The organism is Flavobacterium collinsii (assembly GCF_946903285.1).
Classification (GTDB): domain Bacteria; phylum Bacteroidota; class Bacteroidia; order Flavobacteriales; family Flavobacteriaceae; genus Flavobacterium; species Flavobacterium collinsii.
Genome location: NZ_OX336425.1, coordinates 449,331 through 474,434 on the forward strand (window position 1 = coordinate 449,331; position 25,104 = coordinate 474,434).

Below are 25,104 nucleotides of genomic sequence, written 5' to 3' on the forward strand. Positions count from 1 at the left end.
TTGATTCGATCCGAACACAAACACCAAAGATAAATTTACTTATCTTCACAATTCTTTTAACCTTAATCTTAGAAATTCAAAGTGAAAAAACTTCTCAAAAACCTAATTTACCTTTCTATCCTTGGGGTTATTGTAATCGTTTCTGTGAATCTATATGTAAAATCATCCACTGATGATTTGATTTATTCTACTACAACTCCTCTTCCAAAAAATGAGGTGGGAATTATTTTCGGGGCCGGAATCAATGGAGATCAGCCAAGCAAATATCTAAAAGACCGTCTGGACGCCGGGATCCTATTGTACCAAACACACAAAATAGAGAAGATTTTACTTTCCGGTGATAATGGCCGTGATGAATATGATGAGCTAAAAGTGATGAAAAATTACTGTTACAAACACGGAGTTGATACAACTAAAATCTACGTCGATTATGCTGGTTTCGATACGTACTCGACCATGTATCGTGCTAAACATATTTTCAAGGTAAAAAGTGCTACTCTCGTTTCGCAGAAATATCATTTGAACCGGGCTATTTATATCGGCGTAAAACTTGGCATAAAATCGGTTGGTTTTTCTGCTAATAAAGGAGAGTATCTGGGTTATAAATACGTGACTTTTCGGGAATACGGTTCTATTTTCAAAGCTTTTTTTGATCTTATGAGAAATCGTGAACCGCGTTTTTTAGGAAATCCAATTGACATAAACAGGGTTTCCAATTATTCTAAGGAAGATAAAAGATAGGGAGACCAACGTTTCCTTTTTCAGTACCTCTGATTTTTAACCCCTTAAAAGCAAAAAGAGGAAATTTCACAATGGTGAAACCTCCTCTTTTTTTACTAAAAAATCAGCTATTACTTCGTAGCTTTAATAAATTCTTCAAGCTGATCCATTTTCGCTGCATCGATCTCCTGAATACGTCTCTCGCGTGAGATACCCAGAACATTCGCATTCTTAGCAGTGCCTGCCGGTTTTGTAAATTGTAAATAATCGGCAAACAAATGACTTAAAAACAAAGGTGATTTGCCAGGTCGTGTTTTGTCACTGTTTGAAGCCTGATGACAATAAAAACAACTTACCAAAGTACCACTATTAATCTTATGTATATCATCCTGAAAAGTTTGCGTGTATGTTTCCATCGTAATGTTCGCCAGATTTACAGAACCTCTGGCTAATGCACCCGGAATTGCGCTTGAAATATTTTTTGTTACAAGTGTTTTCACCTGATCTTCAGGAGAAACTCCGTCAAAATCCAGCCATACAGAGCCATTGTAAAAATAATTTCTAAAAACATCTTTCAATTTAGAGTCCACACATTTATTGATATTCTCAATATTATTAAAATTAGCAGGCTCTTTTTGACTTGTTGCCATAAAGTCGCCTGTGTTTAAATCCTTAGGCACTCCATATTCATAAAGAATAAATGCTTTGTTAGGAAGAACCGGCGAAGTGGCCCCTCGTAACCATCGGATGCCGTTGATATCTTTTTCGGTACCTTTTTCATAAAACAACTTTTCAGTTGCTGAGGTTACCAAATTGTTTTTCTTATCGTAAACAGGTGCCATATCCTTATGTTCAAAAGTGGCCCAAATAAACTCAGGATGATTTTTTACAATTCCAACCACATGCATCCCTAACAGTGCCATCGTTTTTTTAACGTATTGTCCTTTGCTGTTTTTAACGGCCGCAGTAGTTGTAAAGTAATCTTTTTGCTGTTCTTTAACAATGGCATCGATACTGATCCAGGAGACTTTTAGTTCTAAAGCCCCAACCGGAAAGATCTCTGAATTTGAAACTGGCAATTTTCCATTGTTGATTAAAGAGGCAGCCGAAATGGCTTTGTCTTTGAGCAGTTTATTCACGTGAATCGAATAATAAACTGTGTCCGCAACCTTATTAAATTTAGGATTAGAAAGCAGTACCCCTTTGAAACCTGCCTGATTAATGGAACTCAAGGTTAGTTTTATTCCCAGCTCTGGTGCAACATCCTCCATAAACGGACTTACAATATCCAATGAATCTATGAAAAAAGGATTCCCGCTTGGCAACGGCTTGGTTAGCCACAAAAATTTCTGCCAGGACCATTGGTGAAAATCACAATTGGTAGTATTGTCTGAATCAAATGGACTGCCGTCACCTTCTTTTGGCGCAGGAGTTTGCTCGTGAGGAAACCAGCTGGTCTCACACTCACAAGAATCAGGCGCTGCATTAGTAGAATAAACTCCATCCATCGCTTTGTCGTTGTTCTTGTAGTAGAAAAACAACCCAAGACTGGCTGCGATTGCAACAAGCAGCAGGGCAATAATAATCTGTTTTTTTTTCATTGTTTTGTTTTGTTTTTGGTTTGTATGGTTATTCAAAAAAGCAGCTCTTTTGAAGGAATAAAAAAGATCGCCTAAGGCAGGCGATCTCTTATATCTAGTTAGGACAGGAATTTTTTTTGCAGATTTTCAATATTCCTGTATAGAATTGTTTGGGGAAAATTTTATTCCTAAGCCAATTCCTCTTTCAGATTCTTTGCTGCTTTTACCGGAGCTTTTGTAACAGTGTGCTCATAGTAAGAGAATCCACCTGTTCCGTTCCAAGCGTTATCGATAGCTAAATGAGCATCGAAATCAGCTAAAAAAGCTCCAATTGCCGGAGGAGGGAAAGACTGAACATATTGTCCTTGTAAACTCACTACCTGAGTCACTTCACCAAATCCTGTTGGGTAAATTTTACCTTTTACCTGAACCACGATATGGCTGTCAGGACCGGCTACCGCCTGAGTAATTACTACTGTACCTGTAACTGAATGTTGTGACGGTACAACAACTAAACTAAATGATGCAACTGGAGCACCTGGTGTTCCAACATTTCCGATTGTGCCTTTTGCTAAATAAGCACCTGCTAATAAATTTGACATAACTTTTTGATTTAGATTTTTCTTACTCTTATGGCTTTTCAGAGACCGCCTCGTTTTTTTTAGTGGGTTCTGCTCCACTTTTATTCAACTTTATTTTTGTTCCGGGAGCTTCAACGCTTATTTTCACATTTACCTCTCCTTTATTGTCTGTCAGACCGGCGCCATACTTTCCTTTCAAATCATCGTTGATGCATAATTCCAATGTTCCCACAACACCCGGTGGCGTGCTTGCTCCCAGTCCGATTAAGAAAACGGTGTCTCCTACTTTACCTATAAGTGCACCTTCGTTTTTACCTGGAAGTGCATATCCGGGTTTGGCTTCAATAAAAGTTGGGTTTCCGGCTGAATTGTATAACTGGCCGTTGTTGATATTTGGATTTGCCGTCCACAAACCATCCACATATTTGATGGTGGCCACTCTCTTCTCATTCAGTCGAACACCTGTGTTAAGCCATGGATAGGAGTCTGTACCTGAAACAGGTTTTGCTTTTACTGTAAAATCGACTGGCGGCACTGCAAAATTGCAAGGCGGAATTGGCGTTCTGAATTCTTCATAATCAAAGTAATCTGCCAGTGCAAGACTGGTTCCTAAACCTACACCTGATTGTGATTGCATAAAGGTTATCGGACGGCTGCTGTTTCCGGTTCGATCTAAGGGGCTGTACCAGGTCCACAGATAGGTAGAATCTGGGTAGTTATTCCCTGAAGGCGGAAATAATACTCCTACAACTGTCACTCTATTACCCGGACAAAGTACAGGATTACTGATAATGGTTGCCTGAATACTGCCTTTTACTGCCGGAATCTGAACCCAGTTTGGCGGCTGCTGCGGAAATGGAAACCTTGCAAAACCAATAGCTTCTGTTATTTTGTCTCCAACATAATTAATTAAGAAACCGTTACCACTGTTTGGCGGTGGTGTTATTCCTGCCGGGGTAGGTCCTGTAAGAAGGGCTTGCTGGGCAGTAAAGGGGTTCGTGGTATTGTACGTATATTTCATCAGTGTACTCTGACTTCTATCTGATGAAACCTTATATTGTGACGCATCTCTCCAATTGTATAAAACTCTTGTAGGCAGCGGATTGAATGCTGAGTTGACCGGTGTCATAAAAACGCTCATTCCAAAATTAGTATTCCAGGTAAACAGGTTGTATCGGTTCGGGTTACCAAAAGAGAAACCTTCTACTGCCGGAGGCACCAAAGGGTTGTTTAACGGATTGCTTGGTAAGCGGTCAAAATTGGAAAAATAGGTGAACGAAAACATTTGAAAAAGTGCCAGCTGATTAACATCTCCCAGACCAGGCCTTGCAACAGGCCCTTGCCCGAACATAAGACGTACCGGAAAATTAGTACCATGATCAAACCACATCCAGGTAGCAGGTGACGGGTTGCTATTGCCCACCGGAATTTTCCACCAGTCTACTTTCTGTGCTTTCATCCAGTTTAGGTAACTGGTTCCTGAACATTTAGCTTTATCGGTTGCGTTTCCAAACCAATCTGTAGTTGGAATTCTCCAGCCCAGATTTATAGGAGTATAACGAGTTCCATCTGTAGATACTTCCGTTTGAGTTGGGGTAACTCTGTACCACCATCTTCTTCCGGAACTGCCTACCAGCAGAGCATTTAATCCAAGCCCTTCTGCGTAATAAACAGTGGCTGTACAAATTTCAAAAAATGGACTCGCTAGGTCCGCAGGGGTGCTGTTACTTTGTGGGGGGCTAAAAGGGTGAAGTACACAGGTACATTTCCAAAATTGTGGAAGTCGGGGTTTCTGGCCAGAAAAAGGCTCCAAAACTGGGTATCTCGAATCTGGGATCGGATCCACGCAGGTTGACGTGGAAGAGGATAAATCTTTCATGGTAATTAGTTTTTGGGGTTGTTATTTTTTATTCTTTGCTTTATTCAGATTTTTTTATCGGAGATTGTATCTTACTGATTGTGTTACAAATAGCCTTTTAAAATCATCATTTTTTATTTTGCCGAATAAAATTACAATGCTTATCAAGTCTTAAATAAAAAAATGTCATGAGACTGGTTTTTTTATCCATAAAGCAAGTAATCAATGGAATAGAACTGTTTTTTGAAAGCCAATGAAAGAAAGTGATTCCTAAAAAATCATCTCAAATCTAAGAGTACAGGTGTTTTAGTTGTATTGGGATCGATGTACAAATCTGCTGCGTTAACCAGCAGAACCTCAACTTCCATACCCCATTCCTCGTAGTTGAGTAGTTTTTTTAATGCTGCACATTTTTCACTGATAAAATCCTGTCTTTTATCTTCCGAAACATTTTGCACCATTAACATCCGAACTACTTCCTTAAAAGAGGCATTCGTAGACAGTTGAATCTGAAATGCATCGGTCTCACTTGTCAATAAAAGAAATTCGTCTAAATCGTAATGCTGCTCACAAACTATAAATGATTTGGTTTCTCTGGATTTCAGTTCGAGAAAAGACTTCCCCTCCAGCTCCACCCATCGGCCTAAGTCGCCAATTGCATATCTGAAAACCGGAAATCTTTTGCGGAAGGTATTGGTAATCGCAAGTGTGCCGTATCCGTTTTCATCTGGATTTATAATTTCAACAATAACACCATTAATAACCGAAAATAAAGAGGGGGTTTTAGTACAATGCGACCAGGCCCAAATTCCGGTTTCGGCAGAGCCATACATGGAATAAACTTGTTGAAAACCGAGCGTTTTTTGTAAAAACTTTTGTGTGTTAGGTCTTAAAAACTCCCCTGCATAAAATAAATTTTCGATCTCTGTTTTTCTGTTGTTCTCTTTTAAATACTGAGCAAAACATAATAGTTTTGAAGGAGTTCCCAATATAAAATTTGGTTTAAAATGATGGGCCGCCTGCTCCATATCTTCATAACTGGCATGTGCACTTAAGGCTAAAGTAGTTGCCTGGCATTTTTCTAAAATGTCATCCATAATGGCCGCTGTACGGTACATATCAGAATAACCAAAAATGTTCAGGGCAATTGTTTCAGGCGTAAAAAAGTTGTTCTTGGTGAGTTCAGATGCCAGTGCAAGACGCTGATTGTGATTTTCCTGTATATCGACTGGAAATACCAAAGGCTTTTGAGTGCTTCCGCCTGAGCGTACCAGATATACCCCCGTTTTTTCATCCTGAAGTTTAAAATTTGTATTTAAAATTGGCGTTAACTCTTTTTTACTTAACATAGGGGCTCCTGCTGCAAAGTCATTTCCTTTGTAGAATTCGATGTATAAAGGATTCTGTTTCACCAATTCAAAATAATTTTGAAATACAGCGTGATCAATTTTGGCAGGAATACAAACTGGGGACATCATGAGGTGTTTTTATTTACTTCGTGTTTTTAAATAGTAGCTGTTCTTAATCAAGAGTCTGCAATGATGAAAGAGAAACAAGCCTTTTTCCTTCAAGGAGGGTAATCGTTTCATAGCGTGGGACAACCATCTTTGGGACAACATTCCCATTAATTGCTGATCGTATCGATTGGTACTTTCCCGATATCGTAGTATTGAAACGGGAATCTCTAATTCTTTCCAGGTCAAATAACGAATCCGGGACAAACTGCCGTCAACCTCCCGTACTTCGATACAAGTTTTATTCAATAAACCGACCCGTGATGATGCAGGCGTATTTTTTAAAACGCGATACCAAAAATCGATTCCTTCATTTAAAGAAACATCAACCTCGTAACGGATATTCCTCAGCCGGTTTTTCCGAACTACCACATTGCTCCCAACACCCATAATAAAATCGGGAGAACTAACGGTGTGCAAGGGATCAGGCATTATAAACAAATCATTCGAAAGGGAAATCAATTCTTTTTCAAAGGATTTAATGTTTGGCATATAATAATTAGACGGAACAAGTAAAATTCCAAGAACCAAAACATCTATATTCTCCTTCTCCATAATCGTACTGACATCGCGTAAACAGGAAGACACATAACAATCATCGGCATCCAAAAAACTAATCAGGTCTCCTGTTGCCAATTCGATTCCCATATTTCTTGCGTTTCCGGGACCTTTGTTCTCTTTTAATTCAATAATTTGAACCTTTGTTTGTAGAAATTGTGGCGCAAAAAAGGAGAGTGCCTCTTTGAGATTGGCAAGACTCTGGTCCGTACTAAAATCATCGATTATGACGACTTGTGCTGCTTTTTTATCCTGAAAAGCCAGAGAACGAATCGTATCATAGACATACGCCTCTTTATTGTAAAGCGGTATAACAACTGTATGTTTCATACTTTTACTACTGAGCTATTGGATAAATTAAGGCTCTCCCCTGATGTACATTCACAACCGATTCGTCAGATCCCCTAAATATGCCGGACCCGTAAGTTTTGTCGTCTTTACACAGCAACATCCCAACTAAATAGATCTGGCGATTGTTTTCGGTATCGTTAAACTCTTTCTGATCCACAAAATGCTGAATCAGGTATTTGTCCCAATTTTCTCGGACAATCCTATTCCAGTTTTCGTTGGTACAATCACTTTTTACGTAAGCCCCAATTCCTCTTCCGCCGCTATTTAGTTTTAAAATCAGGTTTTGCTCTGTATCTGTAAAAGCATCACAGTCCGCAGGATCCGTAATAACAAAACTCGGGATGAGATAATTTCTCAAAAAGCTATAGTCTTCCTCACTCAAATAATCCTGCATGATCTGAGCATCATACATTACGGCCAGAACTCTTTTGTCATGAATTAAGATTAAGGTCCGAATATCATTGAAGTAACTATTTTCTTCGATTAATTTATCCAGTACGTCGGGACTGATTTTTTTTAGTTCTTCCCGATCCATTTCCAGTATAAATTGCGAAACCGCTACTCCGTTTACCGATATTAAATTATTTGAAATGATGAGGTCCTGAGGTTTTGCAGAAATTAGCTCAATATCTAATTTTGCTAATTCTCTTTGAGCATTAAAAATATCGCTGCCTTTTTCATCATCGTGAATGAGCGCTACTTTTCGATGGGGAGCAAACCGATGGGAAAGATCGTCGATAAGATTTTCTAAATCGGTACCGCTGATATGCACTTTTTCATTATGCGAATTGGTGCGATTGTGTATCAATTGTGAATAATAACTAATCATCCAGCCGTTTAGCGGATATCGTGCCCCTATTTCACAAATCTTAGGCTGATCGTTTGTATCATATAAAAAATCAGGGCGATAAAAGCCCTGATTATAGGTCTGGCTATTACTTTTTTTCAATATACCTTCAAGGTCATTATCCAGTTGATAATAGTTCCGAATTCGACTGTCTTCAAAATAATTTAAAACAATTGCTTTAGAGGCTTTGCTTAAAACAGCGCACAAGCGATCCATTTCTCCATTGTACTCCGGATGAAGGACTACCGAGGAATTGGCAAAAGAATCTCTGTGTAAAATGTTACCCTTTTGAAAATATTCAAAAAACAACTGATTCCATTTTTCCTGTTTATCAGCTTGATTTCGTTGCAGCTTAATTTTTGACATACGGCGTTGAAGTTTATTTTTTTGTAATAAGTAGTTTTGGTATGTGGATTTAAAAACTCAATTCTTCAACCTCCAAAAGATCTACCATAACAGCTGATTTTTTAGCTAAATAGTCGTTAACAATTACTTCAAGATCATACGATTCAAGATTGATATTCATTGCCTTAGCATAGTGAAAAATGGAACTAACCGCAAAAAAGAAATGATTTTTCTCCGTTGGTCCACAATGAACGCTTATCCAGGCCAGTGTTTTATCGCATTCTTCTTCGGTGTAACCATAAGCATTAATGAGCCAGGATTGGAATTTTGGTAATATCAATTCTACTTCTCCATGCGTATAAATTTCATGTATCAAAGTGGTCAGCAAAGCGATCATGATGTCTTTATTTCGCAATGAATTTTGATCTTTCCATTTTTTAAAATCACTGGCACTTTGATTTAAATAGCGGCGTGAAAGCCAATCATCATCAGTACAAATTGTAGTTGCCATGGTGTAAAACATTTGTGAATGTAAAATTCTGCCCACAACTGCCAGATCTTCATCGACAATTCTATTTAAACTGGTGATAGACTGTAATAATGCTTTTTCATCTCCAATAGGTTGATTTTTATGGACCAGCATTGTCATACGGTTGCTGATTCCGGCAACTGTCATTGCACTGTTATTGGTTTGGCTCCAACTATGAAAAAAACGCTGTAAACGATCTTTATCCTGAACTTTAGAAGTCAACTGATTAAAACTTTTTTCAATTTTTGAAAATGATTCCTCCTGATTTGGCAGAAATTTTAATAATTGATCTTTTAAATGTGATTCCTCCATCCCTTCAAGAACCGGAAGAATAATTGAACTTAAACTAGCCATAACTCTTTTGATTTAAATTATTAATTGATTTGATTTCTATTATTAGTTTGGTGGGTTTTAATGAGCCGGTTTAGAGCAGTAATATTTAATTTTTCTGATGACATCAATATCTTTAAGATAATATTGTTCCAGCCAATCGGCTTCGTCAAAAGAACTGCAATGTGATTCTGCAATTACTATAATGTCTTTCTTCAAAGAAACCTGATAGAGTTTGTCTAATAATTCAGCGTATTGGAAATCATGAAGAGGATTGTAGAGATAAAAAACATTGCCATCAGAAATATCAGCCTTTAAGAGATCGCCGCAAATGGCCGTAACATTAGTGATTCCTTCTTTTTCGATTAAATCAACACAAACTTTATTTCGCTCTTCAAGAATTTCTATTCCTTTAAACTGAACATTTGGATATTGTATCGCACCGTATAAAATAATATTTCCGTAACCAGAACCTAAATCATAAAATACGGTTTTGTCTGTGATGGAAATCGGATCAAAAAGGTCATCTAAAAAACTGGACGATCCATACCGGTAAGAATTTAAACCGTACTTAATGGTAATTTCCGACAGACTTAAACCTTCTTCAATATGATGCGAAAACTGCTCAATTTCGGATTGAATATTTTTTAACTGCTCCATTTTATTTCATCATTAGGAATTCCAGTTTTTCCAGCGAGCGTTTTGCGGCTTCCATTTTAGCGGCATATTCCTCGTTTACTTTTTTCACCTCGCTATTGCAAAAACTGCAAACCTCTTCTTCTTCATAAACATAATTATCACATCCATTGCATAACTTCAGTGCTTTAGGAATTCTTGGTACTCTGGCAATAGGGCCAGTAACCTGAATTGGAGCTTCACTAGTTGGGGATTGTATTTCTACGATTACTCCGTTTTCGTCTTCCACTATAATTTCAAAAAGTCCCATATCGAAAGATTCGCCTGGTGCTTCCTGTATTTTTCTTATTCGTTCCTTAAGGCCTTTCTTCTTTAATTCCAGAGCACGATGATGGCAAAAAGGATTGTTTCCTCTCTTGCCAAACAGTACATGGCTTGTCCAGGTACAGCCTGCCAGACAAGAAGATTCATAATAGCAGCCTTTACAGCCACCCCATAATTCTTCTTTATTTCTATATCTGGAGAAAACCATTTCTTCGCTATATTTCCAGATATCTTCCAGAGCCATATCTTTTACATTTCCTCCCGTATAGGCACTTGTTGGTAATGATGGGCAGCCTTTTATTTTTCCATCTGCCTCAATCCCTATTCCTGTATGTCCAGCCGAACATCCTGTATAATATTTTTCATTGCCTTGTCTCCAAATGTGTTCATACGGTCCAAAATAACCAATGTTATTTCCGGCCTGTATTAAAATATTATGCGCTAAGGCTTTTCTGTAGATCACGATGAGGTCATCGTAAAAATCAATTAATTCATAAGGCTGAACGATCAATTCGTCTGAGTGATCAACGGCATTCCCCATAGCAACAGCAAGTTGAATCTGCCAGTTTTTTACATTATTTTCAATCAAAACATCCAAAAGCTCATTCATCTCATTTTTGCTTCTTTTTGTAATTACTGTATTTACACTAGAAGTTATGTTGTGTTTTTTTAGGAGTGCCAAGCAATTAACGGCATGTTCAAAAGAATCTCTTCTTCCTCTTATTTTATTGTGAGTATCCGGCATTCCATCAATGGAAACACCTATATTATTTATTCCTGCTTTTTTTGCACTAATGATTCGTTCCTCGTTTAAATTATAAGCACCGGACTGCATCGAACATTCGATTCCGCTTTGATGTATTCTTTCGATAATCTCAATCCAGTCTTTTCTTAAAAAAGCTTCCCCGCCTATAATGGAAATTTCTCTTGTACCAAGACGTTTAAGACTATCAATAACATCAAAACATTGTTCTGTAGTTAGTTCTCCCGGTCTTACTTTTCCAGCTCTTGATCCGCAATGCGAGCATTTCAAATTACATGCTAAAGTAATTTCCCATACTACATGAACCGGAGTAGCTGTTTCATAATCATCTCTTACTCTGTATCGTGTCGAAGTCTTAGTAGTATCCATCTTAGTTTTATTTACGGTTTGACAATTAATTAAAAGACGGTTTAAGAAGTAAAACTTGATAAACCGTCTTTTTTAGATTACCTTTTCTTTTTCAAGGCATCAATTGCATCAAGCAATTCTACCAATGCTACATGCAAATCTTTTTGTTCTCTTATGGTTTTCTTAGCTTGTTCAGCCACTGCAACCATTTTTTCTAAATCATTTGAAGCAATCGCTTCTCTGATTCCCACTCCGTAAAGTACTGTTGCCATAATATTTTGTTTTTTAGTTGTTCTTACTCTTTAGGTTTTTCAGATACCCCCTTGTTTTTCTGTACAAGTCAGATTATTTTTTCTTCTTTAAAGAATCTATCGCGTCTAACAAGTCCAGTAAAGCAACTGTCAGATCTCCCTGATCTTTTATTGTTTGCTTCGCTTGTTTGGCAATAGCTTCCATCTTGGCCAGATCATTAGAAACCAGAGCTTCTCTGATAGCAACACCATAAGGCATGATTACTCCCATAGCTATTATTTTTTAGTTATTATTTGTTTCGTTTGAGGATTAATCTTTTTTAATGTTCACTAGGTCCAAATTGCTGTAAAAAAAGAGCTGGTTCATTTGGATCCAAACAAGTCAGATGCCCGATAGTCACTGTTTGGCCATCTTTGTTTTTCCCAGTAATCATGATGTTTTTCAATCCTGCTCTTAATCTTCCTAAACGGTTACCTTCAATTACATCAACTCCCATTTCATGAGGAGTACCAGTTCTGGTAGCAATAATATTACCCGAACCATTTTCAATTATTATTCTCTCTCCAATTGCTGGCGCCGGAAGTATCTGAGTTACTGTAATATTTGTAAGTGGCCCTAATACAATATAAGGAGGTATGCTTCCAACATTAATAGCTTCAGATTCTCTTACCCCTATTGTTATGGTTCTTCCGAACTCTATGTCACCAGTTGTGCTTGTGCTATACATCCATGGAGTTGTAAATGGAGTACCATCTTCAGTCTCTCCAGTTGCTAAATATCTCTGATGTATACCAATACTAGATTTTTCAGGGGCTAAATCAAGATTGTAGAATACAGATCTTCCAAGTGTTCCAACCGCGTAAGTTCCGCTGGCTCCTTCGATAACAGGAAGAATAACAGGTCCAATCCCTCCACCATTCCAATCAATGTAAGGGTAGACTTTCACATTTTTAACTTTTACAGGTATTGCTTGCATAATAATAGTTTTTGTCCTACTCATAAGGCTTTTCAGATCCGCCTTCGCGTTTTACTGTGCGAAACAGCTCGTTTTTTTTAGTGGGTTCTGCTCCACAGTAATAAACTCAATTCATCAGCTGATAATGAGTGACTTAGAAAATAATTTTTCATTAATTTTCTATATCAAATCTATTTTAGATATGAAGATGTGGGAGAAAAAATGTTATAAAATGAGAATTATCTGTCATAAAACACCTAAAAATAAGACATAAGATAATTCTTAAAAAACCTCATCAAACAAACTTTCATTTATTTTTGAAAGTTTAAAAACTTTTACCTACATTTGTTTCATGGAATTCAAAGAAGCAAAAAATAAGTTCGTACAAACCTGGGGAGCATTAGGTTCTCAATGGGGGATTAATAAAACCATGGCACAAATCCATGCTTTATTAATGGTTTCGAATGAGCCTGTTTCTATGGAAGATATAATGGACGAATTGCAAATTTCGAGAGGAAACGCGAGCATGAACCTTAGAGCTTTAATGGATTGGGGAATTGTTTATAAAGAATACAAAGCCGGAGAAAGAAGAGAATTTTTTACTGCTGAAAAAGATCTGGACGAATTAGCCGTTAAAATTTCAAGAGAAAGAAGCAAAAGGGAAATCAAACCCGCTCTTAAAATTTTAAAAGAAGTTTCGACAATCGATGCAAAAGATTCCGCAGAAGAAAAACACTTTGTAGATCAAACTACTAAATTGTATGATTTTGTTTTAAAAGCTGATAATATGTTGGACAAAATGACGGAATTCAATGAAAACTGGTTAGGGCGACTAGTCCTGAAAATTATGAAGTAACCTTCAAACTAAAAAAATTTAATTAAAACTTTCATTTTTTTCTGAAAGTTTAAAACAAACAAATAATTATGAAAACTATAAAACAACTCAACACTTTTGCCATAGGTCTTCCGTTTTTAATTTTAATCACTTATCCTATTGCTAAAGAAGGTGCTTTCTTTTTTTCTTTGCTTTCCACTATTCTTACTGGTATTATTCAGGTTTTAATTGGAATAAAAATGATTCTTAAAGAACCTCACAACCGATATCTTCAAATCTATATAATTGGAGTTCTTTTATATTTTGCCGTATACTTTATCTCTTCGTATTTCCGCATCTATCAAATATTGGATAATTTTTTACTGGCTGTTCCTCCCTTACTGGCTATTTATCTTTCAGTACTAATCTATAAAAAAGAAAACCTATGAATTTCTTAAAAGCAGAATGGAAAAACTTAGCCCTTTTTAATTACGAAATTGATGCTGAAATTTTAGAAAAATATATTCCCGGCGGAACTGAAATAGATATCTGGAACAACAAATGTTATGTGAGTTTAGTTGGTTTCATGTTTAAAAACACAAAAGTTTTAGGATTAAAAGTTCCGTTTCATATCAATTTTGAAGAAGTTAATTTAAGGTTCTATGTAAAACGTTTTGAAAATGGAGAATGGAAACGCGGCGTTGTTTTCATAAAAGAAATTGTTCCTAAAAAAGTTATCACTTATATGGCCAATACTTTGTATCAGGAACATTATGAAACTCAAAAAATGAATCACAGCATTATTGATAACGAGAACAGTACTATTTTCATCTATCAATGGAAAAAGGAAGAAAAATGGAATACAATTCAGCTGGAGACTAAAAGAAATTTAACCGAGATTGATGTTGATTCTGAAGCAGAATTCATTACAGAGCATTATTTCGGATATACCAAAATTGATGAAGAAACGACTTTTGAGTATGAAGTGCAACATCCGAGATGGGAACAATTCGAAGTTTTAAATCACAATATTGATATCGATTTTCAAAAAACATACGGAAAGGATTTTCAGTTTCTTCAAAATGCAAAACCTGCTTCAGTTTTCTTAGCTAAAGGTTCAGAAATTACTGTTCAAAATAAAAGAAAACTGCAAATCATTCCCATTTTAGAAGAAATGTACTAATCAACTCCAAACCTTTAAAACCAGAAAACATGAAAACGCTAGAAAACCAAACCTTACTTTACGATGAAGATTGTCCGCTTTGCAACTTGTACACTACCGGCTTTGTAAAAAGCGGTATGTTAGATCAAAACGGAAGAAAATCATATTGTCAGTTATCGGAAGAGGAACAAAATTTTGTGGATCTCAAACGTGCACCAAATGAAATTGCGTTAATCGATAATACTACCAAAACAGTACTTTACGGTGTCGACAGTTTACTGAAAGTTATAGGATATTCATTTCCGTGGATTGAGAAAATGGGAAAGACAAAACCTGTTCATTTCATACTGAGAAAACTATATTCTTTTGTTTCTTACAACAGAAAAGTGATAATTCCCGGAGAAATAAAGGAAGAAAATAAATTACAATGCACCCCCGATTATAATTACAGCTATCGTTTTCTCTTTATAGCATTTGCCTCAACAATAACGACATTCGTATTGTTCCAATATTCCAATTTGATTTCAATTCTGCCCCAAACCACTATTTTTAGGGAGGCTGTTTTAACCTTAGGTCAAATTGTATTTCAAAGTATGTTTATGCTAAAAACAGCTCAAAAGACTTTTCTCAATTATATTGGAAATTTAATGACCGTTTCTTTAATGGGTTCACTCATCCTATTACCCATTTTGATCGCAAATCAATTTGCAAATATTCCTGATCTTTTAGTTCTGGCTTGGTTTGGGATAACCGTTTTTATTATGTTTAAAGAACATTTTAGAAGAATCAAAATTTTAAAACTTCCAAAATATCTTTGCCTCACCTGGATATTGTATCGAATAATTGCTTTATTATTAATTTTGAACTAATTATGTTAGTCCCACAAATTTCATGAATTTTTGCGAAATGCTTTTTTACCTGATTACTTTCGCAAAAAATAATTCGTGTAATTCTTGGTTAAAAACACTCAAACATGAATAAACTTATAATCGCAGCCGGGACAGGGTTTCTAGGTCAGGTTTTGGTCAATCATTTCAAAAACAAATTTGAAGAAATCGTAATTCTGACCCGTGGAAAATCTCAAATCATTGATGGTATCAAATATGTAAACTGGAATGCCAAAACTTTTTCGGGTTGGGAAAATGAACTGGAACATGCAACGGCATTAATTAACCTTGCAGGAAAATCTGTTGATTGTCGTTACACCCAAAAGAATAAAAAAGAAATTTTACTGTCCAGAATCGAAAGTACCAAAATTTTAAACGAAGCTATTTTAAAATGCAAAAACCCTCCAAAACACTGGTTGAACTCCTCTACTGCTACCATTTACCGATTTTCTCGCGATAAACAAATGGATGAAACAGAAGGAGAAATAGGAAATGATTTTTCTATAAATGTTGCTCTTTCCTGGGAGAAAGCCTTTTTTAAAACCAAAACTCCCAAGACATTAAAAACCTCCTTGAGGACTTCAATCGTTCTGGGCAAAAAAGGCGGTGCTTTTATTCCGTTAAAAACTTTAGCTAAAATTGGCTTTGGAGGAAAACAAGGAAAAGGAAATCAATTTATAAGTTGGATTCACGAAGATGATTTTGCAAATGCAATCGAATTTATCCTTGAAAAAGAAATAACCGGTGTTATAAATATTGTATCGCCAAGTCCCATACCCAATATTGATTTTATGAAGAAGCTACAAAAAGCAGTTGGTTTTCCTTTTGGAATTCCACTCAATACCTTCTTTCTGGAAATCGGATCTTTTTTCATTCGAACTGAAACTGAATTGGTTTTAAAGAGCAGAAATGTAATTCCGAAACGACTTTTAGAAAAAAATTTTAAGTTTAAGTTTGAAAATATTGATTCGGCTTTCCAAAATCTCTTATCCTAAAAGAACCAAAGTGGTGTACTGAAACCAAAAAAGCTACGAAAATCACTCTGTGCTAAATCTCGTATAGTCCCTATGGGACATTCTCAGGGGTGGAATAACTTTTTTACCAAGATACTACTCCTAACGGAGCCAACTTATGCGCTAAGTTAGGTATAGTCCCTACGGGACAGTTTTTCGGAGCGGAGTAACTTTTTTACCAATATGTAATCTCTCCGAGATTAATTCGCCCATTTATTTAATTTTAATTAATCGTTACACTTCAATCCGTGAAACTGCTTCCTTAGGAGTAATATAATGATAATGTATCCTTTCTAGACAAAATGTCCCGTAGGGACTTTACTAAGTCAATTAATCTCGGAGAGATTACATATCAGTAACCCTCATATACCAAACCTAAAAAAATGTCCCGTAGGGACTTTACCAAGTCAATTAATCTCGGAGAGATTACATATCGGTAACCCTCATATCTCTAACCTAAAAAATGTCCCGTAGGGACTTTACTAAGTCAATTAATCTCGGAGAGATTACATATCGGTAACCCTCATATACCAAACCTAAAAACAATGTCCCATAGGAACTTTACTAAGTCAATTAATCTCGGAGAGATTACATATCGGTAACCCTCATATACCAAACCTAAAAAAATGTCCCGTAGGGACTTTACTAAGTCAATTAATCTCAGAGAGATTACATATCGGTAACCCTCATATACCAAACCTAAAAAAATGTCCCGTAGGGACTTTACCAAGTCAATTAATCTCGGAGAGATTACATATCGGTAACCCTCATATCTCTAACCTAAAAAATGTCCCGTAGGGACTAAACAATTAAAACCGCAAATGACAGCCCTAAACCTTACAACCCGAATAAAAGCACCACAAAAAATAGTTTTCGATGCTGCCCGAAACATTGACGTTCATCAACAGTCTGCCAGCAAAACAAGTGAGGTCGCAATTGCAGGGATGACTTCCGGTTTAATAAATCTTGGTGAAACCGTAACCTGGCAAGGAAAACACTTCGGCTTTTACCTTACCCATAAAAGCAGAATAACGGCAATGCATTTTTACGATTACTTTACAGATGAAATGGAGGAAGGAAAATTCAAATCATTTAAGCATGAACATTTTTTTGAAGAAAAAGAAGGATTTACTATCATGAAAGACAAACTGCATTATGAAACTCCTTTTGAACTGTTCGGAAAACTATTTGATTACCTCTTTTTGAAAAAACACCTTACTAATTTCCTTTTAGAAAGAAATAAAACGCTCAAAATAGTTTCTGAAAAACAACTTTAGATTTCTTACTTTTATAGTAAAACACTTTTTTTTTAAAATCCGTAAATAAATTAAACATATGACACTAAAAACGAAAATACTATCCATTGCTTTTTTTACTTTTTCTTTCATCGGATTTGCACAAAGTAATTGTGCAACATTAAAAGGCTGTGAAAGAAAACTATGTGAACTAAACATAAAATTGATTGCTTCCAAAAAGGCCGGCAATCAAAACCAAATAAAAGGAGTTGAAGAGGCTATCGCGAAAACTCAAAAAAACTGTACTACAAAAACAGTAAGCAAAGACCTTAACAAAAAGGTTAAAGAAAAGCAGCAAGAAGTCAAAGAAAGAACCGACGATCTCAACAAAGCCATAAAAGATCAGGAAAGTAAAGAAAAAATTGACAAAAAAAGAAAGAAACTAGCCGAAGCCAAAGCCGACCTGAATAAGGCCCTCGCAGAACAAAAAACGAATTAAGATTTTATTTCATTCCTAAAGAAACTGATGTTTGTGCATCGGTTTTTTTATTATAAGAAAAACGACTTTAAAGAAACATGATCATCAGCCACCAAAATATCGGTACGCTTTCCACCCAAAATGAAGTATAATATTTGGATCGATTTGGATTTGCAAACACAATAAACAACATGAGTATGAGAATCATGATCAAATTGATAAAAGCATCATGATAATTAAAAGTAGAAACAAAAACTTCTAAGCTCCAAAAAGGAATTAGCAACAAGAGTCCCAAAATTTTGGTTCGCTTTACTCCTATTGTTTGCGGAACCGTTTGCAAATGTGGATCGTCATTGGCCAGATCAATAATTTCAAAAACCAAAACCAGAACAAAAACCAAAATGAAACGCTGAATGCATTTTATAAAAAAGTCACTGGTAAACGGAATTCCTGCATTTATTAACGGTAAAACCAGCGTCGCTCCCACCCAGCAAACTGCGACAATATAAATTTTTACGCCTGCCCAATTTCGTGCATTCCTTCTATTCGGAAAAAAAGGAAGGGTATAAAGTGCCGTAATCAGAAAAATTACAATCGAAATAATTTGAGTAATTCGTTTCAACTGAAAAAAATAATAGCCTACTAATATCAGTGAAATAAAACTCAAAACTGCAATAATTTTCAATTGGTTACCAATTGTTTTCTTCTGAACACGAACCAAAACATCGTATTTAACAAAATTATACCCCACAATTGTTCCAAAAAAACCAAACAAAGCCATTGACTCATCGTACTGAATATGAAACACATGAAAAGTAATACGAATGAGTGCGTAACATGATAAAGCCACATGAATACTGCCATTCAGGTAAAAATCTAATATGTACTTTAACACTTTCATTATTCAAATCTAATCAATTATTAACAAACCATATCTTTAATTGAAAATTTCATAAAAAATGAAGTTAAAAATGTGCAATAAATTATTATTAATACTTAATTTTGCGCGACTAAAAAACAACACTTTTACTACTATATGAAAACAGATGCTTTTGCTTTAAGACACATTGGTCCAAGAGAAACAGATCTTCAACACATGTTACAGACTATTGGAGTTGAATCGATCGAACAACTTGTTTATGAAACCCTTCCGGATGACATTCGTCTAAAAGCACCCTTAAACTTAGATCCTGCGATGACGGAGTACGAATTCGCAAACCATATTCAGCAATTAGGAAAGAAAAATAAAGTATTCAAATCATATATTGGTTTGGGTTATCATCCAACTATCGTTCCGGCTCCAATTCAAAGAAATATTTTTGAGAATCCAGGATGGTACACTGCTTATACTCCTTATCAGGCTGAAATTGCTCAAGGTCGTCTTGAAGCTATTTTAAATTTCCAGACTACAGTTATTGAATTAACAGGAATGGAAATCGCAAATGCTTCTTTATTAGATGAAGGAACTGCTGCTGCAGAAGCAATGGCGTTATTATTTGACGTTCGTACACGTGACCAAAAGAAAAACAATACAAACAAATTCTTCGTTTCTGAAGAAATTTTACCACAGACTTTATCCATATTACAAACGCGTTCAACTCCTATCGGAATTGAATTAGTAGTTGGAAACCACGAAACATTTGATTTCTCAAATGAATTTTTCGGAGCTATTTTACAATACCCAGGAAAATATGGTCAGGTAAACGATTATAGTACTTTTGTTGCGAAAGCAAAAGAAAATGAAATCAAAGTTGCCTTTGCTGCCGATATTTTATCGTTAGCCGCTTTAACTTCTCCTGGAGAAATGGGCGCAGCTGTAGTAGTTGGAACTTCACAACGTTTTGGTGTACCAATGGGCTATGGTGGTCCTCACGCTGCTTTTTTCGCAACTAAAGAAGAATACAAACGATCTATGCCGGGTCGTATCATCGGAGTATCTATCGATGTAAACGGAAACCGTGCTTTGCGTATGGCATTAGGAACTCGTGAGCAGCACATTAAACGTGAAAAAGCAACTTCAAATATTTGTACCGCTCAGGTTTTATTGGCTGTTATGGCTGGAATGTACGCGGTTTATCACGGTCCAAAAGGATTACAATACATTGCAAACAAAGTTCACTCATCTGCAGTTACTGCTGCTGAAGCTTTAAATAAGTTAGGCGTTTACCAAACCAACACTGCTTACTTTGATACTATTTTAGTAAAAGCTGACGCTCAAAAAGTAAAAGCTGTTGCGGAGAAAAACGAAGTAAACTTCTTCTATCCTGATGCCGAATCCATTTCGATTTCATTTAACGAAACGACTTCAATTGCGGACATCAACCAAATTATTTCCATTTTTGCTGAAGCTTTAGGAAAAGAAACTTTTACCGTTTCTGAATTATCTGCGGCAAGTCAGTTACCGGCTTCATTAGAAAGAACGTCTCCTTTCTTAACACATGATGTATTCAACAATCATCATTCAGAAAGTCAGTTGATGCGTTACATCAAAAAGTTAGAGCGTAAAGATTTATCCTTAAATCACTCTATGATTTCATTAGGTTCTTGTACAATGAAATTAAACGCAGCTTCAGAAATGTTACCGTTGTCAATGCCAAACTGGAACAGCATTCACCCTTTTGCACCAGTAGAACAAGCTGAAGGTTATATCACAATGCTTAAAAAATTAGAGCAGCAATTAAATGTAATTACCGGATTTGCCGGAACAACATTGCAGCCTAATTCAGGAGCTCAGGGAGAGTATGCAGGTTTAATGGCTATCCGTGCTTACCATTTATCAAGAGGCGATAGTCACCGTAATGTATGTTTAATTCCTTCATCAGCTCACGGAACCAATCCTGCTTCTGCAGCTATGGCCGGAATGAAAATCATCGTTACTAAAACGACTCCGGAAGGAAATATTGATGTAGAAGATTTAAGAGAAAAAGCGATTGAACACAAAGATGATTTATCTTGTTTAATGGTAACCTATCCTTCTACTCACGGAGTTTTCGAATCTTCAATCATTGAAATCACGAAATTAATCCACGATAATGGCGGATTAGTATATATGGATGGTGCTAATATGAATGCTCAGGTTGGATTAACTAACCCTGCTACAATTGGCGCTGACGTTTGTCACTTAAACTTACACAAAACATTCGCTATTCCACACGGTGGCGGTGGACCTGGAGTTGGACCAATCTGTGTGAACGAAAAACTTGTTCCATTTTTACCAACAAACCCAATCTTAAAAGTGGGTGGAGAACAAGCTATTACAGCTATTTCATCTGCACCTTACGGATCAGCTTTAGTATGCTTAATCTCTTACGGTTACATCACAATGATGGGAGCTGAAGGATTAAAAAGTGCTACAGAGCACGCTATCCTAAACGCGAACTACATGAAAACCAGATTTGAAGGACACTACCCAATTCTTTATACAGGAGAATGCGGAAGAGCTGCTCACGAAATGATCTTAGATTGCCGTTCGTTTAAAGAAAACGGAATTGAAGTTGGTGACATCGCAAAGCGTTTAATGGATTATGGTTTCCACGCTCCTACAGTTTCTTTCCCGGTTGCCGGAACTCTAATGATTGAACCTACAGAATCTGAAGATTTAGCAGAGTTAGATCGTTTCTGTGACGCTCTAATTTCAATTAGAAAAGAAATCGAAGCTGCAACAGCAGATGATAAAAATAATGTATTAAAAAATGCACCTCATACATTAGCAATGTTAACTAATGATACTTGGGATTTCCCTTATTCGAGAGAAAAAGCAGCTTACCCATTAGAGTATATTGCTGACAATAAATTCTGGCCATCAGTTCGTCGTGTAGACGATGCATACGGTGACCGAAACTTAGTATGTAGCTGTGCTCCTATTGAAGCTTACATGGAAAACTAAGAAATAAATTTTTCTTTACATACATACTCAAACCCGACAGGTTTCAAAACCGTCGGGTTTTCTATTTCAAACACTTTTTCGCACTTATGTTTCATTTGTAACAAATCAAAAAAAATTTCTGTTTTAATTAACAAAAGCAAGCCAATATACCCTCAATCGCAAACGTTTGAAATCTCGATAAAATCTAAAATTCATTAGAAAATAAACAATATATGTCGCAAAAAATTACTATTCCACAATTATATGCGTGCATAGTATTTTTTATGATAGTTATCATGATTTTATTTATACTTTAGCAATAAATTTACCGGACAATAAAGGAATAATGAAAATAAAAATAATAGGTATAGGAAGTTACATTCCTAATAAAGAAGTAAGCAATACTGACTTTGGCGATCATGTTTTTTTAAATGAAGACGGAACTCCTTTTGGTTACCCTAACGAAGTTGTAATAAAAAAATTTAAAGGCATTACCGGAATCGAAAATCGCCGCTACGCCGAAGACCATCATACCTCATCTGATCTTGCTTTTTTTGCTGCCGAAAGAGCGCTTGAAAATGCGAAGATTGATCGCGAAACTTTAGATTACATTATTTTTGCGCATAACTTTGGCGATGTAAAATCAGGAACACATCAAACTGATATTTTACCGAGTTTAGCAACACGTGTAAAAAACAAATTAAATATTAAAAACCCGAAATGTGTCGCTTACGATATTCTTTTTGGGTGCCCAGGGTGGATTGAAGGTGTTCTGCAAGCGAATGCTTTTATAAAATCTGGTATGGCAAAAAGAGTTTTAGTAATTGGTGCCGAAACCCTTTCAAGAGTGGTTGACGATCACGATCGCGATTCGATGATTTACTCTGATGGAGCAGGTGCTTCAATTTTAGAAGCTTCTGATGATGAAGCCGGGTTGTTATCTTACGAGAGTGCTACTTTTGCCAATGAGGAAGCTAACTACCTGTACTTTGGGAAATCATACAACCCTGATTTAGATCCAGACATTAAATACATCAAAATGTACGGACGTAAGATATACGAATTCGCCTTAAGTCAAGTTCCATGTGCTATGAAAAGCTGCTTAGATAAAAGTGGAATCGCTATCGATGAAGTCAAAAAAATTCTGATTCACCAGGCCAACGAAAAAATGGACGAAGCAATTATTGCCCGATTCTATAAACTATACGACAAAACACCTCCTGAAAATGTTATGCCAATGTGCATTCATGACTTAGGAAACTCCAGCGTTGCTACAGTACCTACCCTTTACGACTTATTGATTCAGGGTAAACTGGAAAATCATGAAATAAACAAAGGAGATGTTGTCATTTTTGCCTCTGTCGGAGCAGGAATGAATATCAATGCATTTGTTTACAGATATTAGTCGCAGTCTCAGTATTCAGTCGCAGTTCACAGTCAACTGAATACTGAGACTGAGACTGAGACTGAGACTGAGACTGAGACTGAGACTGAGACTGAGACTGAGACTGAGACTGAACACTAAAAAAGTCCGCATTATAAGATGCGGACTTTTTTAGTATATTTGTGCCCTAATTATAAATCAAGAACGAGAGATTGTTTCGTTCCTCGCAGCGACTATGTACGAAAAAACGTTTCCGAATAAAAGATTCAAACTTACTTTAGAGTTTTTACAAAAACACGTTAAAACATCAGAAACCATTTTTGATTTTGGTGTATCAAATCCATTCTCTAAAATAATGGAAGAAAATGGCTATACTGTAAAAAATACAAAAGGCGAAGATTTAGACAACGATCAAACGGCTTTGCAAACGGAAGAATATACTGTTTTTACCGCATTTGAAATCTTCGAACACTTACTAAACCCTTACACCATTTTACAAAACGTAAAATGTGACAAGTTGTTAATATCAATTCCGTTGCGTTTATGGTTTTCATCGGCGTATCGTTCTAAGACCGATATGTGGGACAGACATTATCATGAATTTGAAGACTGGCAACTGGACTGGCTTTTAGAAAAAACAGGCTGGAAAATAACCGACCGTCAAAAATTCACACATCCCGTAAAAAAGTTTGGATTCAGACCTTTACTAAGATATTTCACGCCAAGATATTATATTGTTGTCGCGGAAAAAATAAAAGCCTAAAGTCAAATTCCAATAAAAAAAATCCAAATTCCAATTAAGCACGTTTTGATTGGAATTTGGAATTTAAAGAATTGGAATTTAAATTAAAAATTATGAAGTATTACATCGTCATTCCGGCTCACAACGAACAAGATTTAATTGGCTTGACATTACAGTCTTTGGTTTCACAAACTGTTTTACCTTCAAAAATTGTAGTGGTAAATGACAACTCAACGGATAGGACAGAAGAAATTGTATTGGGTTTTGCAAAAGACCATCCTTTTATTTCTATTGTAAATAAAACGTCAGATGCGATTCATATGCCCGGAAGCAAAGTTATTCAGGCTTTTCAAAAAGGTTTTGAAACTTTGGATTCAGAATATGATATTATTGTAAAAATAGATGGTGATCTCATTTTTCCTACCAATTACTTCGAAACGATTATTACCCATTTTCAATCTGATTCAAAAATTGGAATGGCGGGTGGTTTCTGTTACATTGAAAAAAATGGCGACTGGATTCTCGAAAATCTTACCGACAAAGATCATATTCGCGGAGCATTAAAAGCGTATCGCAAAGCTGCTTTCGAGCAAATTGGAGGTTTAAAACCTGCTATGGGCTGGGATACTGTAGACGAATTACTTTGTAAATATTACGGATGGAAGATTGTTACCGACTCTTCTTTGCACGTAAAACATCTTAAACCAACAGGTGCAAATTATAACAAAACAGCCCGATACAAGCAAGGTGAAGCTTTTTTTACTTTAGGATACGGCTTCTGGATTACGGCAATCGCATCGGCCAAATTGGCCATGATGAAGAAAAAACCGCTCCTTTTTTTTGATTATATCCAAGGATTCTGGAAAGCAAAAAGAGCCAAAACGCCACTACTGGTTACCCCTGAACAAGCTAAATTTATTAGGAATTATCGCTTTCAAAAAATGAAAGAAAAGTTAATTTGATCCGGAAAACAACCGAAAAGACTTAACTCATACCCCAAAACTCATAACTTCTTTTTACCTTAGCCAATATT

Annotated in this window: 25 protein-coding genes; 12 read left to right on the top strand and 13 right to left on the bottom strand. The window is 36.2% G+C overall.

Translation table 11 applies throughout. From position 1 onward, the window contains the following. Positions 1–81 precede the first annotated feature (81 nt). Positions 82–741 carry a SanA/YdcF family protein gene (locus OGZ34_RS02045; RefSeq protein ID WP_263361981.1) on the top strand — a complete coding sequence of 220 codons (660 nt, stop codon included), beginning with the start codon at positions 82–84 and terminating at the stop codon, positions 739–741. A gap of 110 nt (positions 742–851) precedes the next feature. On the opposite strand, the gene OGZ34_RS02050 is transcribed toward OGZ34_RS02045, so the two are convergent. The 12 genes from OGZ34_RS02050 to OGZ34_RS02105 form a co-directional block, all read right to left on the bottom strand. Further along, entirely contained in the window at positions 852–2,321 is a 1,470-nt protein-coding gene (locus OGZ34_RS02050; protein WP_263361982.1) for a hypothetical protein, read from the bottom strand. Positions 2,322–2,488: 167 nt separating this feature from the next. Next, positions 2,489–2,902, bottom strand: a complete 414-nt coding sequence (locus OGZ34_RS02055) for a DUF1842 domain-containing protein (RefSeq protein ID WP_263361983.1) — start codon at positions 2,900–2,902, stop codon at positions 2,489–2,491. Between the two features lie 28 nt (positions 2,903–2,930). Next, positions 2,931–4,760 carry a hypothetical protein gene (locus tag OGZ34_RS02060; RefSeq protein ID WP_263361984.1) on the bottom strand — a complete coding sequence of 610 codons (1,830 nt, stop codon included), beginning with the start codon at positions 4,758–4,760 and terminating at the stop codon, positions 2,931–2,933. A 257-nt stretch (positions 4,761–5,017) separates the two neighbouring features. Next, on the bottom strand, positions 5,018–6,217 hold the full coding sequence (locus OGZ34_RS02065; protein ID WP_263361985.1) for a phenylacetate--CoA ligase family protein: 1,200 nt from the start codon (positions 6,215–6,217) through the stop codon (positions 5,018–5,020). Positions 6,218–6,226: 9 nt separating this feature from the next. After that, entirely contained in the window at positions 6,227–7,141 is a 915-nt protein-coding gene (locus OGZ34_RS02070; protein ID WP_263361986.1) for a glycosyltransferase family 2 protein, read from the bottom strand. Positions 7,142–7,148: 7 nt separating this feature from the next. Further along, positions 7,149–8,375 carry a hypothetical protein gene (locus tag OGZ34_RS02075; RefSeq protein WP_173967202.1) on the bottom strand — a complete coding sequence of 409 codons (1,227 nt, stop codon included), beginning with the start codon at positions 8,373–8,375 and terminating at the stop codon, positions 7,149–7,151. Positions 8,376–8,424: 49 nt separating this feature from the next. After that, complete coding sequence (locus OGZ34_RS02080) at positions 8,425–9,237, bottom strand: hypothetical protein (RefSeq protein WP_173967201.1); 813 nt, start codon at positions 9,235–9,237, stop codon at positions 8,425–8,427. Between the two features lie 57 nt (positions 9,238–9,294). Further along, positions 9,295–9,873: a class I SAM-dependent methyltransferase gene (locus OGZ34_RS02085; RefSeq protein WP_173967200.1), complete on the bottom strand. Its 579-nt coding sequence runs from the start codon at positions 9,871–9,873 to the stop codon at positions 9,295–9,297. 1 nt (position 9,874) lies between these two features. After that, the gene (locus OGZ34_RS02090; RefSeq protein WP_263361987.1) at positions 9,875–11,305 is read right to left on the bottom strand and encodes a radical SAM/SPASM domain-containing protein; all 1,431 of its coding nucleotides are present in this window, start codon (positions 11,303–11,305) and stop codon (positions 9,875–9,877) included. Between the two features lie 77 nt (positions 11,306–11,382). Further along, positions 11,383–11,556, bottom strand: a complete 174-nt coding sequence (locus OGZ34_RS02095) for a DUF1843 domain-containing protein (RefSeq protein ID WP_017495080.1) — start codon at positions 11,554–11,556, stop codon at positions 11,383–11,385. 73 nt (positions 11,557–11,629) lie between these two features. Further along, positions 11,630–11,806 carry a DUF1843 domain-containing protein gene (locus OGZ34_RS02100; RefSeq protein WP_173967198.1) on the bottom strand — a complete coding sequence of 59 codons (177 nt, stop codon included), beginning with the start codon at positions 11,804–11,806 and terminating at the stop codon, positions 11,630–11,632. 49 nt (positions 11,807–11,855) lie between these two features. Then, positions 11,856–12,512, bottom strand: a complete 657-nt coding sequence (locus OGZ34_RS02105; RefSeq protein WP_173967197.1) for a hypothetical protein — start codon at positions 12,510–12,512, stop codon at positions 11,856–11,858. Positions 12,513–12,843: 331 nt separating this feature from the next. Here OGZ34_RS02105 and OGZ34_RS02110 point away from each other — a divergent pair, with 331 nt between their 5' ends. From OGZ34_RS02110 to OGZ34_RS02140, 7 genes are all read left to right on the top strand, one after another. Beyond that, positions 12,844–13,347, top strand: coding sequence for a GbsR/MarR family transcriptional regulator (locus tag OGZ34_RS02110; RefSeq protein WP_173967196.1), 504 nt, complete (start codon positions 12,844–12,846; stop codon positions 13,345–13,347). A gap of 68 nt (positions 13,348–13,415) precedes the next feature. Continuing rightward, positions 13,416–13,754 carry a hypothetical protein gene (locus tag OGZ34_RS02115; RefSeq protein ID WP_263361988.1) on the top strand — a complete coding sequence of 113 codons (339 nt, stop codon included), beginning with the start codon at positions 13,416–13,418 and terminating at the stop codon, positions 13,752–13,754. Beyond that, positions 13,751–14,488, top strand: coding sequence for a YqjF family protein (locus OGZ34_RS02120; RefSeq protein ID WP_173967194.1), 738 nt, complete (start codon positions 13,751–13,753; stop codon positions 14,486–14,488). Before OGZ34_RS02115 ends, OGZ34_RS02120 begins: the two co-directional genes overlap by 4 nt. 29 nt (positions 14,489–14,517) lie before the next feature. Then, on the top strand, positions 14,518–15,336 hold the full coding sequence (locus tag OGZ34_RS02125) for a thiol-disulfide oxidoreductase DCC family protein (protein WP_263361989.1): 819 nt from the start codon (positions 14,518–14,520) through the stop codon (positions 15,334–15,336). Between the two features lie 104 nt (positions 15,337–15,440). Beyond that, the gene (locus OGZ34_RS02130; RefSeq protein ID WP_263361990.1) at positions 15,441–16,349 is read left to right on the top strand and encodes a TIGR01777 family oxidoreductase; all 909 of its coding nucleotides are present in this window, start codon (positions 15,441–15,443) and stop codon (positions 16,347–16,349) included. Positions 16,350–17,188: 839 nt separating this feature from the next. Continuing rightward, entirely contained in the window at positions 17,189–17,644 is a 456-nt protein-coding gene (locus OGZ34_RS02135; RefSeq protein ID WP_263361991.1) for an SRPBCC family protein, read from the top strand. 58 nt (positions 17,645–17,702) lie between these two features. Then, positions 17,703–18,101, top strand: a complete 399-nt coding sequence (locus OGZ34_RS02140; RefSeq protein ID WP_263361992.1) for a DUF1090 domain-containing protein — start codon at positions 17,703–17,705, stop codon at positions 18,099–18,101. A gap of 67 nt (positions 18,102–18,168) precedes the next feature. Here OGZ34_RS02140 and OGZ34_RS02145 read toward each other — a convergent pair whose 3' ends face one another. After that, positions 18,169–18,981: a UbiA prenyltransferase family protein gene (locus tag OGZ34_RS02145; protein ID WP_263361993.1), complete on the bottom strand. Its 813-nt coding sequence runs from the start codon at positions 18,979–18,981 to the stop codon at positions 18,169–18,171. 135 nt (positions 18,982–19,116) lie between these two features. Between OGZ34_RS02145 and gcvP the strand changes: the two genes are divergently transcribed. The 4 genes from gcvP to OGZ34_RS02165 all read left to right on the top strand — a co-directional run bounded on the left by gcvP (position 19,117) and on the right by OGZ34_RS02165 (position 25,033). Beyond that, the gene (gene gcvP, locus OGZ34_RS02150; protein ID WP_263361994.1) at positions 19,117–21,966 is read left to right on the top strand and encodes an aminomethyl-transferring glycine dehydrogenase; all 2,850 of its coding nucleotides are present in this window, start codon (positions 19,117–19,119) and stop codon (positions 21,964–21,966) included. A 325-nt stretch (positions 21,967–22,291) separates the two neighbouring features. Further along, positions 22,292–23,350 (top strand): 3-oxoacyl-ACP synthase III family protein, encoded by a 1,059-nt coding sequence (locus OGZ34_RS02155; RefSeq protein WP_173967188.1) that lies wholly within the window; start codon positions 22,292–22,294, stop codon positions 23,348–23,350. Between the two features lie 214 nt (positions 23,351–23,564). Further along, complete coding sequence (locus tag OGZ34_RS02160; RefSeq protein ID WP_173967187.1) at positions 23,565–24,092, top strand: methyltransferase; 528 nt, start codon at positions 23,565–23,567, stop codon at positions 24,090–24,092. A 92-nt stretch (positions 24,093–24,184) separates the two neighbouring features. After that, on the top strand, positions 24,185–25,033 hold the full coding sequence (locus OGZ34_RS02165; RefSeq protein WP_263361995.1) for a glycosyltransferase: 849 nt from the start codon (positions 24,185–24,187) through the stop codon (positions 25,031–25,033). Positions 25,034–25,104: the final 71 nt, after the last annotated feature.